The sequence below is a fragment of the Corynebacterium tuberculostearicum genome, from assembly GCF_046097255.1.
Taxonomy (GTDB): Bacteria; Actinomycetota; Actinomycetes; order Mycobacteriales; family Mycobacteriaceae; genus Corynebacterium; species Corynebacterium tuberculostearicum_J.
Genome location: NZ_CP175770.1, coordinates 208094 through 221961, shown reverse-complemented (window position 1 = coordinate 221961; position 13868 = coordinate 208094). Strand labels below are relative to the sequence as shown.

The following is a 13868-nucleotide window of genomic DNA, read 5'->3' as shown; positions in this document are numbered from 1 at the left end:
CCCGCACACTAAGGAGAGACATGACACGCACCATCGTTCACCTCGTGCGCCACGGCGAGGTCCACAACCCGGAGAAGATCCTCTACGGTCGCATCCCGGGCTATCACCTGTCCTCGCGCGGGCATTCCATGGCGGCACGCACCGCGGAGTCCTTCCGCGACCATGACGTGGCCTACCTGGCGGCCTCGCCGCTGCAGCGCGCCCAGGAAACCGCGCGGCCGATTGCGCAGGTAACGGGGCTAGACGTGGACGTCGATAAGACGCTCATCGAGTCCGGCAACCGCTTCGAGGGCCTGCGCACAAAAGGCCTGCGTTCCGCGCTGTGGAACCCGCGCCGCTGGCCGCTGCTGGTCAACCCGCTGGAGCCCTCGTGGGGCGAGCCCTATGAGCAGATTGCCGAGCGCATGCTGGGCTCCATCGAACGCGCCCGCACCGCCGCGGCCGGCCACGAGGCGATCTTGGTCAGCCACCAGCTGCCCATCGTGATGGTGCAGCGCACCGTGCTGGGCCAGCGCCTGCCGCACGCGCCGTGGAACCGCGAATGCGACCTGGCCTCGGTCACCTCTTTGCTTTTTGAGGATAACCAGGTCACCGATATCTTCTATTCCGAACCGGCGCAGGAGATTTAATGGCACTACAACGCAGGCGTGCAGTCGGCGCGGTGCTTGCTGCGGTGGCGGTAGCGCTGCCGCTTGCCGGTTGCTCGCAGGACTCCGATAACGCGCAAAACGCGGTCGCGACCGGCGGCAACTTCGAGTTCATCACGCCCGGCGGCGAAAAGGTCATCAACTACGAGGAATCTGAGCGCAAGCCGCTGCGCACCTTCTCTGGCGAGGATGTGCGCGATACGGATAAGACCATTTCCCTGGAGGACTATGAGGGCGAAATCGTCGTGCTCAACTCCTGGGGCCAGTGGTGCGCTCCGTGCCGCGCCGAGGCCGATGACCTCCAAGAGATTCACACTGAGCTGCAAAAACGCGATCTTGGCACCGTGCTGGGCATCAACGTGCGCGACTATAACCCGCAGGTGTCCAATGACTTCCTCGAAGATAACGGTCTGACCTACCCCTCCATCTACGATCCACCATTTAAGACCGCGGCGGCCCTGGGCGGCGTGCCCACCTCTGTGGTCCCGACCACCATCGTCTTGGACAAACAGCACCGCCCGGCTACGGTCTTTTTGCGGTCCATCACCGCTCAAGATGTGATGGACGTAGTGGACAAATTAGAAAAGGAATAAATGGACAACGCAGCGAGCATCGGCAACTCCTTTGCCGAGGCCGCGACCTCCGGCCCACTCATTCTGGGCCTGTTCGCGGCCGCCGTGGCGGGGCTGGTGAGCTTCGCCAGCCCGTGCGTCGTCCCACTGGTGCCCGGCTATATTTCCTACCTGGCCGGTGTGGTGGGCGGCGAGGTTACGTTTGACGGTGAGTTGGGGGTGGGCGTCGGCAAGCGCAGGCAATGGGCCGTGGTACTGGCCGCCGCCTTGTTTATCCTGGGATTTACCGTGGTTTTCCTGCTGGCGACGGTTTCCGTATTCGGCGCGATTTCCGCGCTCCGGCTCAATGAGGAGACGCTCATGCGCATCGGCGGCGGCGTGACCATCCTGATGGGTGTGGTTTTCCTCGGCGCGATCCCGGCGCTGCAGAAGGACACCCGCATGGCACCGAAGCGTTGGACCACCTGGCTGGGCGCGCCGCTGCTGGGCGGGATATTCGCGCTGGGCTGGACGCCGTGCTTGGGCCCAACGCTGGCCGCCATCATTTCCGTATCGGCCGGCACCGAAGGCATGACAGCCGCGCGCGGCGTGCTGCTTATCATTTTTTATTGCCTGGGCTTGGGCCTGCCGTTCCTGCTGGTGGCGCTGGGCTCCGCGCGGGCGATGCGCTCGATTTCGTGGGCCCGCAAGCACTCGCATACCATCCAGATAATCGGCGGCGTGGCGATGATCCTCGTCGGCCTGGCCCTGGTAACCGGCCTGTGGGGCGAGTTTATTAACTTCATCCGCCAGTGGACCGTGGACTACGGCGCCACCCTGATTTAGGAGAGACGTGAAATATTTCCGCAAAGCCTGGCATTGGCTGACCAGCATGCGCACGGCACTGGCGCTGCTTTTCTTGCTGGCGCTGGCCGCGATTCCCGGTTCCTTGCTGCCGCAGCGCGACCTCAACGAGCAGAACGTGCAGGACTTCATCGAGTCCAATGGCAACGTAGCGAAGATCTACGACAAGCTGCAGCTTTTCGACGTCTTTTCTTCCGTCTGGTTCCAAGCCATCTTCATCCTCTTGGCCATTTCCCTAGTGGGCTGCATCCTGCCGCGCTCCTGGGATCACTACAAGGCGTGGAAGACCCCGCCAACGCGCGCGCCGAAGTACCTCCACAAGCTGCCGCTGGCGGCCGAGGGGCACTCGGACAAGAGCGAGGAAGAGCTCTCCGCGGAGATCAAAAAGCGCCTGAAGAAGTGGCGCGTGGCCGAGTACTCCCCAGAAGAAGACCGCGCCGGTGTGCATACCTTCTCCGCGGAGCGCGGCTACGGCCGCGAGCTGGCAAATCTCATTTTCCACGTGGCGCTGGTGGCCATCTTGGTTACCGTCGCTGCCGGCCGCTTGGTCAACTACGAGGGCCAGGTCATCGTGGTCACCGAGTCCGGCTCGCAGGGCGGCGGCCAGACCCTGGACCAGTCCACGGAGTTCTGCAATACCTCCACGTCCAACTTCGACTCCTTCCGCGCCGGCCCGCTTTTCGACGGCACCGGTCTCCACCCCTTCTGCCTCATCGCCCATGACTTCGCGGCCGAATACCTGCCCAACGGCCAGGCGGAGATGTTTACCTCCAACGTTTCCTACGCGGAGGGCGAGGACATCTACAAGGATGACTCCGAGTGGAAGGATTATGAGCTTAAGGTCAACCACCCGCTGCGCTTGGCGCACAACCGCGTCTACTTGCAGGGCCACGGCTACGCGCCGACGGTCACGGTGGAATGGCCCAATGGCGAAAAGCGCACCCAGACCATTCAGTTCCAGCCGAATGACACGACCTTCTTCTTGTCCTCCGGCGCGATGCGCTTCGACCCGCCGGCCGGCATGCACCCGGATCTCTATGACCGCCGCCAGAACCAGATCGCCATCCAGGGCCTCTTCGCGCCCACGGCCGAATGGGCCGGCGAGAACGGCAAGCTGCTGCAGTCCGCGTACCCGGGCCTGAAGGATCCCGCCATGGCCATCGATATCTACCGCGGCGATGCCGGCCTGGACACCGGCACCCCGCAGTCCTTCTTCTCGCTGGACCCGAACCTGGTGCAGTCCGGCCAGCTGCAAAAGATTGACCGCGTGAACCTCAACCAGGGCGAGGACGTCACCCTGGACGATGGCACGAAGATCACCTTCGACGGCGCCAGCGAGTTCGCCAATTACCAGGTCTCTTATGATCCTTTCCAGAAGTGGGTGCTGGTCTCCGCGCTGGTAATGCTCATCTCCTTGGTGGGTTCGCTGGTGATTAAGCGCCGCCGCGTCTACATCCGCCTGCGGCCGAATGCGGCCGGCGGCACCGACGTGGAGATGGGCGGGCTTGCCCGCACCGACCGCGCCGGCTGGTCCGAGGAGTTCCACGAGCTGCACCGCGCGCTGCTGGAGCTGCCGGACCCAGACGAGGTCGAAGAAGACGAACTTTATACCGACGATTAGCGCCCCGGCCCGATCCAACAAAAGTTGGATTGGGTCGTTTCGCTGAGTAAGGTAATCAGCACTTATCCCGCACGTGTGAAGGCTAGGAGCATTCATGCAGATCGATCAGAATCTGTCTAATTTCTCGGATATCGCGGTGCAGACCGCCTTTGTGGTGTACTGCGTCGCGCTCTTTTTGTCGCTGTTTTACTACGGCCGCATGCAGGGCATCATCGAGGGCCGCCGCGCCGTGAAGTCCGAGGCCGCGAAGGTCTTGGTGGGGGCGGGCGCTGGGGGCGTCGACAAGCGCAGCTATGCCGGCGAGGTTGCCCAGTCTTCTTCCGGAATCACGGCCGATGAGCTGAAGGAAAAGGAGCGCAAGGCCGATAAGCTCGGCGGCATGACCAGCGCGCTGATGTGGGTGGGCATTGCGTTGCACGCAGCGGCGATCGTGCTGCGCGGCCTGGCCACCGGCCGCTTCCCCTTTGGCAACCTGTACGAGTACGTGCTGATGGTGAGCTTCGGCGTGCTGCTGGTGGGTAATATGGCCATGCAGCGCAAGGAATGGCGCACCGTGTGGCCGTGGTTGCTTACCCCGACCCTCGCGCTGATGTTTTATGGTTCCACCAAGCTCTATGCCGAGTCCGCCCCGGTGGTGCCGGCGCTGCAGTCGCACTGGCTGCCCATCCACGTCACCGTGGTTTCTTTGGGCGCGTCCATCGGTATTATCTCCGGCATTGTCTCGCTGCTGACGCTGTTCCGTATGGCGCAACCGAAGCATGCCGAGCATGGCTTCTTCGGTGCGGTGGCCCGCCCGCTGCCTTCTGCCGCAAAGATTGACCAGCTGGCCTACCGCCTGGCTGTTATCACCCTGCCGACCTTGGGTCTGGGCATCATCCTGGGGGCCATCTGGGCCGAGTCCGCCTGGGGCCGCTTCTGGGGTTGGGACCCGAAGGAGACCGTATCCTTTGCCACCTGGATCCTGTACGCCGCGTACCTGCACGCGCGTGCGACGCCGGCCTTCCGCAAGGCGGCGCCGTGGATCAACGTCATGGCGATGGCGCTGATGGTCTTCAACCTGTTCTTTATCAATATGGTCGTCTCCGGCCTGCATTCCTATGCGGGGCTGAACTAGATGGCGGAGCATAATAGCCCGCGCCATAAGCAGGGCAAGCCGGCCGGCGATAATGCGGTGATTTTGGGCCTTGGCGCCCAATTCGCCGAGCGCCGCCGCGAGTTGGGCATTTTGCAGCAGCAGCTTGCCGACGCCGCCGGTATCTCCCGCTCCACCCTCCACACCATCGAGCACGGTGGTGCGGGCGTGCGGTGGGAAAAGATCACCGCCGTGGCTGAGGCCTTAGGCCTAGAGATGCGCTTCGTGCCGAAGGAATCCTAGTCCTTCTCGCCGTCGGCGTCGCGTTTGCGGCGCTGGCGGCGCTTTTCTTCTTCTGCCTCCTGTGCGCGGCGCTGCTTGAAGCGCTCCTTTTCCAGTTTCCAGAGGAATTCCTCGTCATCATCGGGGCCTTTGATAGCGCGGGGTTGTTCCACCTCGCGCTTTTTCCATGTCGAGGGCCCGAAGGCCTTCCAGACGAGGTAGGCGGCGAGGACAAAGAGTAGGAGGAGGATTATTCGGCCCATGCGTGCGATTCTACCTGCACCGCGTACAATCAACCCCCATGACGCATAACCCTGAGCCACCCAAGCCGGACCCAGAACTGCGCCGCCGTTCGCGCGCGGCGCTGTGGAAGTACGGGCTCGCCCGCGTAGTGCTTTTTATCGCTTTGACCGCGGTGATCGAGATTTTGGCCATCGCCATCGGCTTTGCCATCCCGGTGCTCGTTGCGGCGCTGCTGGCGCTCTTCGTGGCGCTGCCGCTATCGATGCTGATCTTTAAAAAGTGGCGCATCGAGGCCACTCAGACGCTGGCCGAGTACTCCGCCCAGCGCAAGGCCCACAAGCGCTGGGTTCAGGCGGAGCTGGAAGGCCGCGCCGCCCAGGACTAGACGATGATGAGTGCGGCGGCCTCGATAACGGCCCACAGCAGCATCGCGCGGCCGGTCAGGCCGAGCACCGGGATGAGCTCTGGGCCTTGGGTGCCGCGGTTGACGGTGCGGATGGCGCGCAGCGCAAGGGGGAAGTAGACCAAGCCAGCGAGCGCGAGCCAGCTGCCGAAGGCGATGCCAATGGTCAGCAGGAATGGCAGCAGGAGCAGCACCGTAAAGAGCAGGCGCGCCTTCTCGTTGCCGAGGCGCACGGCGAGGGTAATCTTGCCGGTCTCGGCGTCGGAAGGAATATCGCGGATATTATTGACTAAGTTCACCCCGGAGCTCATCGCGCCGATGCCCACGGCCAGCGCGAGGCCCGACCACGACAGGTGGCCGGCTTGGGTGAATTCGGTGCCGAGCACGGCGACGAGCCCGAAGAAGATAAAGACAGCAACCTCGCCGAGCCCGCGATAGCCATACGGGTTCTTGCCACCGGTATAAAACCACGCGCCGGCGATGCATAGCGCGCCGACGAGGATGAGCCACCACGCATGCGCCGCGAAGGAGAGCGCGATGCCGGCGAGCCCGGCCACGGCGAAGGCGGCGAAGGCCGCGAGTTTCACCTGCTGCGGGCGGGCCAGGCCGCCGCCGGTGAGGCGCTGCGGACCGGTGCGGTCATCGTCGGTGCCGCGGATGCCATCGGAATAGTCATTGGCATAGTTCACGCCGATGATAAGTGCCCACGCCACGATGAGGGCGAGGAGCGCGCGGCCGAAGTGCGCGCCGTCGGCAGCCGCTGCGGCACCAGTACCAGCGATGACTGGGGCGAAGGCATTAGCCCACGTGTGCGGGCGTGCGCCTTGGAGCCAGTCTTTGGCAGTTGCGGGATAGGCAGAAAGTGACATGTCAGTTATTGTGCCACGCCACCGCGGGCATGCTGTGCACAAGGGACGTACACGGCGGATATATAAAAGCCACGGGTATGGCGGAAGCGCGTCGTACGTACCCAAGAAAGGACGGCTGTGGGCCACACCCGTGACAAAAGTTCAATGCGTTGAACTTTCTTAAAGTTATCATGTGAATCGCTCGCGGGGCAAGGCCTTTACTACGATGAATGTCATGCATTTAAGCGATCTCCCTGAACGTACCCAGGACTACCTCAAAGTCCTGTGGGACCTCTCCGAGCACTCCGGCGGCGCGCCCATCGCGCTCAAGGAGCTGGCGGGGCGATTGAACCAAAAGGTGCCCACGGCGTCGGAAGCCGTAAAGCGTCTCGTTGCCCAAGGGCTGGTGGAACATGAGCGCTACGCTGGCGTTTCGCTGACCCCAGAGGGCCAGGCACTGTCCATGGGCATGGTCCGCCGCCATCGTCTCCTCGAGACCTTCTTGGTCAAAGAGCTGGGGTACACCTGGGACGAGGTTCACGAGGATGCCGATCTCCTCGAGCATGCATGCTCCGATCGCTTCATCGATCGACTCGATCAGCACCTGGGCCATCCTCAGCGCGATCCCCACGGCGATCCCATCCCCGACGCGCAGGGCAGCATCGAGGACCTTGGCACGCTCACGCTTGACGACGTCCCCCTTCACACCCCTGTCACCATCGAGCGGGTATGCGACGGAGACACCGAGCTGTTGCGCTACCTCGACAGCCATGGCGTCGGCCTGGGCGTCGAGGTCGTAGTCGATTCCCGCGTTGCGGGCCTGCTCAACCTGCACGCAGGGGACGAGGAGTTCTCTCTTGCGGAAGTCGCGGCCGCCGACGTGACGGTGCGCGCTAACGAAGTCTAATCAGTTCTTAAAGAGCCCTGCGACACCACGACGGTCCACCTTGCCGGGGCCGGTCAGCGGCATCTCAGCAATGCGGATAATCTCGCGCGGAATCTGCCACCGAGGCAGGTCATCGAGCGCTTCGAGGATGTCGGTGCGCGAGGCCCAGCCGGTGTAAGCTGCGGCGATCATCTGGCCAAGACGTGGATCAGGGATGCCCACCACGCATACACTGTCGACGCCCGGTACCTGCAACAAGAGCTGTTCCAGTTGTTCTGGGTGCAACTTCAACCCGCCCGAGTTGATGATGCTGTCCAGACGTCCAGTGACGGTGAGTTGACCGTGGGCGTCGAGCTCCCCGGCGTCGGAAGTTGCGAACCAGCCACCGACGAAGTCGCGCGATTCCACATTGCGGTAGCCCTGCGCAATGGTCGGCCCGCCCAGGAAAATGCGGTTATCTTCCCCGATGCGCACCTCGGTGCCGGGCAGGGGAGTGCCGTTGTAGACGCAACCGCCCGCAGTCTCCGAGGAGCCATAGGTGGTTACCACGGTGATGTCGAGCTTGCGCGCAGATTCCAATAGCTGGGGATGTGGCGCTGCTCCACCTACCAGGATGGAGTTGAAACGGCGCAGTGCTTGGATGCCGTCCAGCGAATCGAGTGCCTTGTGCAGCTGCATCGGTGTGAGCGCGGTGTACATGCGGTCCTCGGTGTGGGCGAGTTCTTCTGCTGCGCGGGCGAACTCGGTGATGTTAAAGCCTTGGGACAGGTCGAGGCACAGTGGCTCCACACCCGCCACCAACGAACGCACGAGCACCTGGATGCCCGCGATGTGGTGGGCGGGCATGGCCAGTAGCCATTGGCCGGGGCCACCCAGGAAAGAATGGGTGGCATCCGCACTCGCCACCAGGTTAAGCGGGCTTAGCTGCGCACCCTTCGGTGTGCCCGTGGAACCCGAGGTGGACACCACCAAAGCAATGTCCTCAGCAATCGATTCGCCCGCGCGCATGTGGTTGCGCAGCAATTCCGTCCGCGTGCGGTCCGCTGCGGGAAGGGGTAAGAGCGTGGTCTGCCCAGCGATGGCCTTCTCGAGGTCATCCAAGATTCCTGCGGGATTGCGGGGATCGACTGGGAGTGGGGCGAGGATATGAGTCACGAATAATCAGGTTACCCGGGCATATCGCTCGTCCCGGGAGGCGGCGCGCCGGGCGTTTAGAGCAAGGCGCGCAGCCCCATGCTGAGCAAATAGAACACACCCGCCAGCACCGCGATGCAGCCGCCCGCCGACAAACTGAGTGCGGCCGCCAGCCAGAGCCCGCCGCATGCCAGCGCAATGCCCGCGATACCGGCACCGAGCATGAGCTGGGTCGGGCGCTTGATCCACGGCTGCAACGCCGCCGCCGGGGCTACCAGCAGCGCCAGGGACAAGATAGTGCCCACTGCGGGAATCACCACCACCATGGTCACGCTGATAAGCGTGAGGGTAAGCAAGTCATAGCGGCCGGGCTTTCCGCCTTGTGCGCGGAAGGACGTCTGGTCGAAGTAGAAGGAGACTAACGTCCGGCGAAATGCCACCAGCACGCCAAGGCTGACCACCACCAGGGCGCCGACAAACCAGACATCCTGCGCATTGACAGTGGTCAGCGAGCCCACGAGAAAGCTATCCACGTGGATAGGTAGCGGTTGGAACCAGCGCAGCAACAAGATGCCCAGGGAAAATCCCAAGGTGAGCGTCACGCCGGCGGCAGCGGTCGAAGAAATGCCCTCGACGGTACTCAACCACCGCATAAGCCAGGCCAAAGGCAGGCAGAACAGTGCCGCCCCCACCATCAAACCCGTGGAGAGATCCAAGCTCAGAAGGTTGGCCACTACTACACCGAGCACCGCGCCGGGGAAGATTCCGTGCGACAGGCTCTCAGCGAAAAAGACGCGCTTGCCCATGACCATCAAGGTTCCAACTAAGCCAGATAAACATCCCACAGCGATGGCCTCAAGGAGGGGCATCCGCAGGATCTCTGGATCAAGATGAGACAGTCCCATTAGCTAAATACCCCCTTCAAGCCCGCTAGCGGCACGGTGGCAACCAGCATCAAGCTGACGATTGCCTGCGGCGAAATCTGGTGCGTGGTTTGGGACAGCATGATGGCAAATCCAACCACCACTGCCAGCGTGGACAAACCCGCAGCCCAGAAGCACATGCTGCGCGGGGATCCTGCGATCAAGCGCGCCGAGAGGCCTGGAATGACAATAAAACCGATAACCAGCAACACACCCACTGCCGAGCTAGCCGCCACCACGATTAGGCCAACCGCGATATTCGCAATGAGCTCATAAGCCGCCACGTTGATGCCCATGGCGCGGGCCGCTGTGGTATCGAAAGCGACGAGAATCTGCATGCGCCAGGTTGTCAGGATGAGTAGTGCCGCAATCACGCAGAGCGTGACGGAGGTTGCCAGCCTGGACTGCGTGACGTCGAGAAGCCGGCCAAACATGAGGGCCTCCAGCTGCCCGGACTTGTCGCCATAGGCCAAACTGATGACCACGCCGATGCCGTACATAAAGGTCAGCACCACGGCCGTTCCGGCTTCCATATCCAGCTTCTGCGCTGACTGGCCCTGCCCAGAACCCAGAGAAGCCAGCACCAGCACCGTCACCGTGGCCACCGCGGCCGCACCCGGCACGATGCCCGGGATGCCGCCCACGATGAGCCCTACCACGATGCCCGGAAAAACCGAGTGCACGAGGGCTTCCACCGTAAATTCCATGCGGCGGAGATTAACGAGGACGCTAATGGCAGCTCCCGCAATCGATAGGCACAGCAGGAAGAGGAAGGCATTGCGCAGGTACGGGGCGAAGAGAATCTGCTCTATCACAGTCGCGCGCCTTGCTCCATATAGGTTTCCACTGCTTCCTCGGTTCCCATGGTGCGGACCTTGCCGTCGATCACAAACGCCGCCCAGTCGCAGGTGTGCTGCGCCAAGATGGGGTCGTGAGTGGAGACGAGCAGGGCGATTCCTGCTTCCTTGAGATCCGCAATGATCTGAATCAGGATTCGGCGACTTTCTTGATCAAGCCCGTTGAAGGGTTCGTCGAGAAGCACCAGCTCCGGGGCCGAAACCAACGCGCGCGCGATGAGCACGCGCTGGCGTTGCCCACCCGAGAGCTGGCCAAACCGCGTCTCGGCGAGGTGCTCCATCCCCACTTGTCGCAGGGCATTGAGTACGCAGTCGCGGTAGCTACGCATGCTCGTGCACCTGTGCCACCAGCTCACTGAGGGCAAAAGGCCCATTTCCACGACCTTGTAAGCCGTGACGGGAAAGCTCAGGTCGGAGTCTTGGTACTGCGGGACGTATCCGAGCGAGGCGTCGATGGTGGCCATGCCGCGCAAGGCAGCCAGGCCAGTGATTGCCTTGAGCAGGGTAGATTTGCCCGCGCCGTTGGAACCTAGGAGCGCCACGGCCTCGCCCGCGCGGATCTCAAGGTCAACGTCGGTGAGGATATCCCGGGCGCCATAGCCGCAGGTGGCATTGTGCAGAGTGACTAATGGGGAAGACATAAAGAGCTACTTTCGCTTGGCGAAGTCGAATTCCTGCAGCGATTCTGGCAACGGTTGCTGCTTGGAGTCCCAGGCGCTGACCAGGGTGTTGATGTTGTGGACGATGGATCCGATGTAGGTCTCGCCCTCACTGCCTGGCACACCTAGCGAGTCGCCGTACAAAGCGTCGTCGGATGTAACCGCCTTGACGCCTGCGGCGCGGGCGATGGCCTCGATGGACTTCGAGTTGTTGGAATTCTCCGCAAAGATGGCCTTGGCGCCGGACTCGCGGACCTTCTTTACCTGCTCATCGATGTGGCTCGAGGTGGCGTCCTGCTGGTGGTTGAAGTCAGACAGTGCGGAGCCGATGAATTTCACGCCATACTCGTTAGAGAAGTAGCCGAAGGCGTCGTGGGAAGAGAAGAGCACGCGGTCTTGCTCAGGAACTGCGGACATGGAATCGCTGGCCCACTTGTCGAGGTCCTCCAGCTGGTCGGTGTACTTCTTGCCGGCGGCGGTGAAGGCGTCCTTGGCCTGCGGGGAGGCCTGGGACAACGTGTTGACGATGTTGTCGACCTGAATCTTGGCCTGCTTCGGGGAGGTCCACACGTGCGGGTCGTACTTGAATTCTGGGGCCTCGCCGTCCTCCCCCGGGAAAGGCCACGGGCGCGGGCTCACGTGTTCGATGCCCTCGTCGATGGTGTACTTGCCGTTGCCATCGCTCATGCCTTCGCTCTTGACGCCCGAGGTCACGGCCATGACGCCGTGGAAGCCGGAGGAGTCCACGGCTTGGTCGAGGAAGTGCTCGAGGTCGACTCCGTTGACGAACATGTAGTCGGCCTGGGAGAGCGCCTGCATCTGCTGTGGGGTCATCTCGTGCTCGTGGGCGCTGGCGTTGGGGGCGAGCAAACAGGTGAGGTCGAGGGTCACTGGGCCCTCGCCGGAGGTGGTCTCTGCACCTTGGGAGTCGACCTTGTGGAGCTTGACGCCGCCGGCGGCTATCTGGGTGAGGTAGTCGCAGATCTGGGTAGTCGTGGCCACGGCCTTGACGGTGTCGCCGTCCTTCGGTTTTGCGGCGTCGGTGGATTCTTTCGAGGCGCTGCAAGCGGCGAGGCTGGCGCCGAGTGCTAGGGCGCAGGTGCCTGCGAGAATGCGCTGTAGGGGCCGGCGTGGGGTGCTGTGATTTGAGCTCATAATGAACTTCCTTTGTATTAGGAGAAGTGAACTCAACAAACACTAGCACCCTTGAACTAGATTGTTCAACGTAATGAACTTAGGTGGTCCTATCTCTTCCTTAAGCTGCCAAAATTTAAAAATGCCTCTCACTTCAATGAGTGAAGTGAGAGGCTAGGAAGCGGTGGCCTTATTTGGCTACTTTTGCCTTTTTGCTGAAGGGGAGCTGATCCAGGGAGCGTATGCCGGGGCCGGCGGCGAGCATCAGGCCCGCGACGGCGACGGTCCATTCGGAGAACTTTTGCCAGCCCTGGGCGATGAGAATTACGCCCAGGGCGACGCGTGCTGCGAGCATGACGAATGAGTTGCAGAGTTTCATGTTCGACACTTTAAGTATTAACTATGGGCATGTCCACAATTGCTTGAGATGTCTCACTCCGGTCCGAGGGCGTCCCACGCCATTTACTCCGCTACATGTATGGATTGCGCGGGGTGTCCTCCTGATCGAAGGGACGCTCCCCGCTGTCCTGCGCATCCTTGATACGCTTGAGCATCCACACTCGCGAGACGATGACGCCCGCCAGTGCAAGTGTGGCCAAGCCGATGGCGAAAATCCACATCGTGCTAACTCCTGGCTAGTAGTAATACGGGAACTGCTCCCACTGCGGGTCGCGCTTTTCGAGGAATGCTTCTTTGCCCTCGACGGCCTCGTCGGTCATGTACGCCAGGCGGGTCGCCTCGCCGGCGAAGACCTGCTGGCCCATGAGGCCGTCATCGGTCAGGTTGAAAGCGAACTTCAGCATGCGCTGGGCTGTTGGGGACTTGCCGTTGATTTCGCGGCCCATCTGGATTGCGGCGTCTTCCAAGTCGGCGTGATCGACAACCTCATTGACCGCGCCCATCTCATACATCCGCTGGGCATCATAGGTGCGACCCAAGAAGAAGATCTCGCGGGCGAATTTCTGGCCCACCATCTTAGCTAGGTAGGCCGAACCATAGCCGGCATCGAAGGAACCCACGTCCGCGTCCGTCTGCTTGAAGCGCGCCTCCTGGCGGGAGGCGACCGTCATATCGCAGACCACGTGCAGCGAGTGTCCGCCGCCGGCCGCCCAACCATTGACCACGGCGATAACCACCTTGGGCATGGTGCGGATAAGGCGTTGGACCTCGAGGATATGTAGGCGGCCGCCTTCCACCTTCTCGCGGGCGGTGTCCACGGTGGATTCATCCGCGGTGGCGTCATCATGGGCGTGCTCGGTGGCGTAGCGGTACCCGGAGCGGCCGCGAATGCGCTGGTCGCCGCCCGAACAAAAAGCCCAGCCGCCATCCTTGTCGGAAGGACCATTGCCGGTGAGCAAAATCGTTCCCACATCCGGCGTGCGGCGGGCGTGGTCGAGGGCGCGGTAGAGCTCGTCTACGGTATGCGGGCGAAACGCATTGCGCACCTCCGGGCGGTCGAAGGCGATGCGCACGATGCCGTTCTTGCGGCCCTCGCCGTTGAGCCTGTGATAAGTGATATCCGTCAGGTCCTCAAAACCTTCTACGGCATGCCACAATTCCGGGCGGAACGGATTATCGGTGCTGTATTTTCTCTGCTCGCTCATGATGGCCAGCTTAGTGGCAAAAGAAGAATAGTCCCCATTCCCAACCCTCACCCACACACTGCCCAGCAGGCCGGTAATAATCAATACGCGATACTGCGAGGTTGTTGCCCCGCATAATACCCGTGTACGCCATACCAGCG

18 protein-coding genes are annotated in these 13868 nt (G+C 62.3%); 8 read left to right on the top strand and 10 right to left on the bottom strand.

All coding sequences use genetic code 11. The features are described 5' to 3' along the window. Positions 1-20: 20 nt before the first annotated feature. From ACKFRY_RS01145 to ACKFRY_RS01120, 6 genes are all read left to right on the top strand, one after another. Complete coding sequence (locus tag ACKFRY_RS01145) at positions 21-629, top strand: histidine phosphatase family protein (RefSeq protein ID WP_198492465.1); 609 nt, start codon at positions 21-23, stop codon at positions 627-629. Next, positions 629-1240 (top strand): TlpA disulfide reductase family protein, encoded by a 612-nt coding sequence (locus tag ACKFRY_RS01140; protein ID WP_198492466.1) that lies wholly within the window; start codon positions 629-631, stop codon positions 1238-1240. Before ACKFRY_RS01145 ends, ACKFRY_RS01140 begins: the two co-directional genes overlap by 1 nt. Next, the gene (locus tag ACKFRY_RS01135) at positions 1241-2044 is read left to right on the top strand and encodes a cytochrome c biogenesis CcdA family protein (protein WP_408921560.1); all 804 of its coding nucleotides are present in this window, start codon (positions 1241-1243) and stop codon (positions 2042-2044) included. 7 nt (positions 2045-2051) lie between these two features. Then, the gene (locus ACKFRY_RS01130) at positions 2052-3683 is read left to right on the top strand and encodes a cytochrome c biogenesis protein ResB (RefSeq protein WP_408923008.1); all 1632 of its coding nucleotides are present in this window, start codon (positions 2052-2054) and stop codon (positions 3681-3683) included. A gap of 94 nt (positions 3684-3777) precedes the next feature. After that, positions 3778-4797 carry a c-type cytochrome biogenesis protein CcsB gene (ccsB, locus tag ACKFRY_RS01125; protein ID WP_198492468.1) on the top strand — a complete coding sequence of 340 codons (1020 nt, stop codon included), beginning with the start codon at positions 3778-3780 and terminating at the stop codon, positions 4795-4797. Then, positions 4798-5058 carry a helix-turn-helix domain-containing protein gene (locus ACKFRY_RS01120; RefSeq protein ID WP_005322968.1) on the top strand — a complete coding sequence of 87 codons (261 nt, stop codon included), beginning with the start codon at positions 4798-4800 and terminating at the stop codon, positions 5056-5058. Here ACKFRY_RS01120 and ACKFRY_RS01115 read toward each other — a convergent pair. Beyond that, positions 5055-5300, bottom strand: coding sequence for a hypothetical protein (locus tag ACKFRY_RS01115; RefSeq protein ID WP_179387346.1), 246 nt, complete (start codon positions 5298-5300; stop codon positions 5055-5057). The two genes, ACKFRY_RS01120 and ACKFRY_RS01115, sit on opposite strands and share 4 nt — an antisense overlap. 38 nt (positions 5301-5338) lie before the next feature. Between ACKFRY_RS01115 and ACKFRY_RS01110 the strand changes: the two genes are divergently transcribed. Beyond that, positions 5339-5665, top strand: coding sequence for a DUF4229 domain-containing protein (locus ACKFRY_RS01110; protein ID WP_179387347.1), 327 nt, complete (start codon positions 5339-5341; stop codon positions 5663-5665). Here ACKFRY_RS01110 and ACKFRY_RS01105 read toward each other — a convergent pair. Further along, the gene (locus tag ACKFRY_RS01105; protein ID WP_408923007.1) at positions 5662-6552 is read right to left on the bottom strand and encodes a 1,4-dihydroxy-2-naphthoate polyprenyltransferase; all 891 of its coding nucleotides are present in this window, start codon (positions 6550-6552) and stop codon (positions 5662-5664) included. The two genes, ACKFRY_RS01110 and ACKFRY_RS01105, sit on opposite strands and share 4 nt — an antisense overlap. Before the next feature lie 214 nt (positions 6553-6766). Between ACKFRY_RS01105 and ACKFRY_RS01100 the strand changes: the two genes are divergently transcribed. Further along, positions 6767-7438: a metal-dependent transcriptional regulator gene (locus ACKFRY_RS01100; protein ID WP_034656208.1), complete on the top strand. Its 672-nt coding sequence runs from the start codon at positions 6767-6769 to the stop codon at positions 7436-7438. On the opposite strand, the gene menE is transcribed toward ACKFRY_RS01100, so the two are convergent. From menE to ACKFRY_RS01060, 8 genes are all read right to left on the bottom strand, one after another. Continuing rightward, positions 7439-8572, bottom strand: coding sequence for an o-succinylbenzoate--CoA ligase (gene menE / locus ACKFRY_RS01095; RefSeq protein ID WP_005322961.1), 1134 nt, complete (start codon positions 8570-8572; stop codon positions 7439-7441). It lies immediately after the preceding gene. Between the two features lie 56 nt (positions 8573-8628). Then, a complete protein-coding gene (locus ACKFRY_RS01090; protein WP_023020499.1) occupies positions 8629-9456 on the bottom strand; it encodes a metal ABC transporter permease in 828 nt (275 codons plus the stop codon). Continuing rightward, positions 9456-10289: a metal ABC transporter permease gene (locus ACKFRY_RS01085; RefSeq protein ID WP_023020500.1), complete on the bottom strand. Its 834-nt coding sequence runs from the start codon at positions 10287-10289 to the stop codon at positions 9456-9458. The genes ACKFRY_RS01090 and ACKFRY_RS01085 overlap by 1 nt, the downstream gene beginning before the upstream one ends. After that, entirely contained in the window at positions 10286-10972 is a 687-nt protein-coding gene (locus ACKFRY_RS01080) for a metal ABC transporter ATP-binding protein (RefSeq protein WP_023020501.1), read from the bottom strand. Before ACKFRY_RS01080 ends, ACKFRY_RS01085 begins: the two co-directional genes overlap by 4 nt. Before the next feature lie 6 nt (positions 10973-10978). Continuing rightward, positions 10979-12145 carry a metal ABC transporter substrate-binding protein gene (locus ACKFRY_RS01075; protein ID WP_062035962.1) on the bottom strand — a complete coding sequence of 389 codons (1167 nt, stop codon included), beginning with the start codon at positions 12143-12145 and terminating at the stop codon, positions 10979-10981. Positions 12146-12314: 169 nt separating this feature from the next. Then, positions 12315-12503 (bottom strand): hypothetical protein, encoded by a 189-nt coding sequence (locus ACKFRY_RS01070; protein WP_005322954.1) that lies wholly within the window; start codon positions 12501-12503, stop codon positions 12315-12317. A 91-nt stretch (positions 12504-12594) separates the two neighbouring features. After that, positions 12595-12744, bottom strand: coding sequence for a hypothetical protein (locus tag ACKFRY_RS01065; protein ID WP_005322953.1), 150 nt, complete (start codon positions 12742-12744; stop codon positions 12595-12597). Between the two features lie 15 nt (positions 12745-12759). Beyond that, positions 12760-13728 carry a 1,4-dihydroxy-2-naphthoyl-CoA synthase gene (locus tag ACKFRY_RS01060; protein ID WP_316981529.1) on the bottom strand — a complete coding sequence of 323 codons (969 nt, stop codon included), beginning with the start codon at positions 13726-13728 and terminating at the stop codon, positions 12760-12762. Between the last annotated feature and the right edge of the window lie 140 nt (positions 13729-13868).

Coding starts and splice junctions, on each gene's coding strand:
- ACKFRY_RS01145 (WP_198492465.1), top strand. CDS start 21: ATGACACGCACCATCGTTCACCTCGTGCGCCACGGCGAGGTCCACAAC.
- ACKFRY_RS01140 (WP_198492466.1), top strand. CDS start 629: ATGGCACTACAACGCAGGCGTGCAGTCGGCGCGGTGCTTGCTGCGGTG.
- ACKFRY_RS01135 (WP_408921560.1), top strand. CDS start 1,241: ATGGACAACGCAGCGAGCATCGGCAACTCCTTTGCCGAGGCCGCGACC.
- ccsB (WP_198492468.1), top strand. CDS start 3,778: ATGCAGATCGATCAGAATCTGTCTAATTTCTCGGATATCGCGGTGCAG.
- ACKFRY_RS01120 (WP_005322968.1), top strand. CDS start 4,798: ATGGCGGAGCATAATAGCCCGCGCCATAAGCAGGGCAAGCCGGCCGGC.
- ACKFRY_RS01115 (WP_179387346.1), bottom strand. CDS start 5,300: ATGGGCCGAATAATCCTCCTCCTACTCTTTGTCCTCGCCGCCTACCTC.
- ACKFRY_RS01110 (WP_179387347.1), top strand. CDS start 5,339: ATGACGCATAACCCTGAGCCACCCAAGCCGGACCCAGAACTGCGCCGC.
- ACKFRY_RS01105 (WP_408923007.1), bottom strand. CDS start 6,552: ATGTCACTTTCTGCCTATCCCGCAACTGCCAAAGACTGGCTCCAAGGC.
- ACKFRY_RS01100 (WP_034656208.1), top strand. CDS start 6,767: ATGCATTTAAGCGATCTCCCTGAACGTACCCAGGACTACCTCAAAGTC.
- ACKFRY_RS01090 (WP_023020499.1), bottom strand. CDS start 9,456: ATGGGACTGTCTCATCTTGATCCAGAGATCCTGCGGATGCCCCTCCTT.
- ACKFRY_RS01080 (WP_023020501.1), bottom strand. CDS start 10,972: ATGTCTTCCCCATTAGTCACTCTGCACAATGCCACCTGCGGCTATGGC.
- ACKFRY_RS01075 (WP_062035962.1), bottom strand. CDS start 12,145: ATGAGCTCAAATCACAGCACCCCACGCCGGCCCCTACAGCGCATTCTC.
- ACKFRY_RS01070 (WP_005322954.1), bottom strand. CDS start 12,503: ATGAAACTCTGCAACTCATTCGTCATGCTCGCAGCACGCGTCGCCCTG.
- ACKFRY_RS01065 (WP_005322953.1), bottom strand. CDS start 12,744: ATGTGGATTTTCGCCATCGGCTTGGCCACACTTGCACTGGCGGGCGTC.
- ACKFRY_RS01060 (WP_316981529.1), bottom strand. CDS start 13,728: ATGAGCGAGCAGAGAAAATACAGCACCGATAATCCGTTCCGCCCGGAA.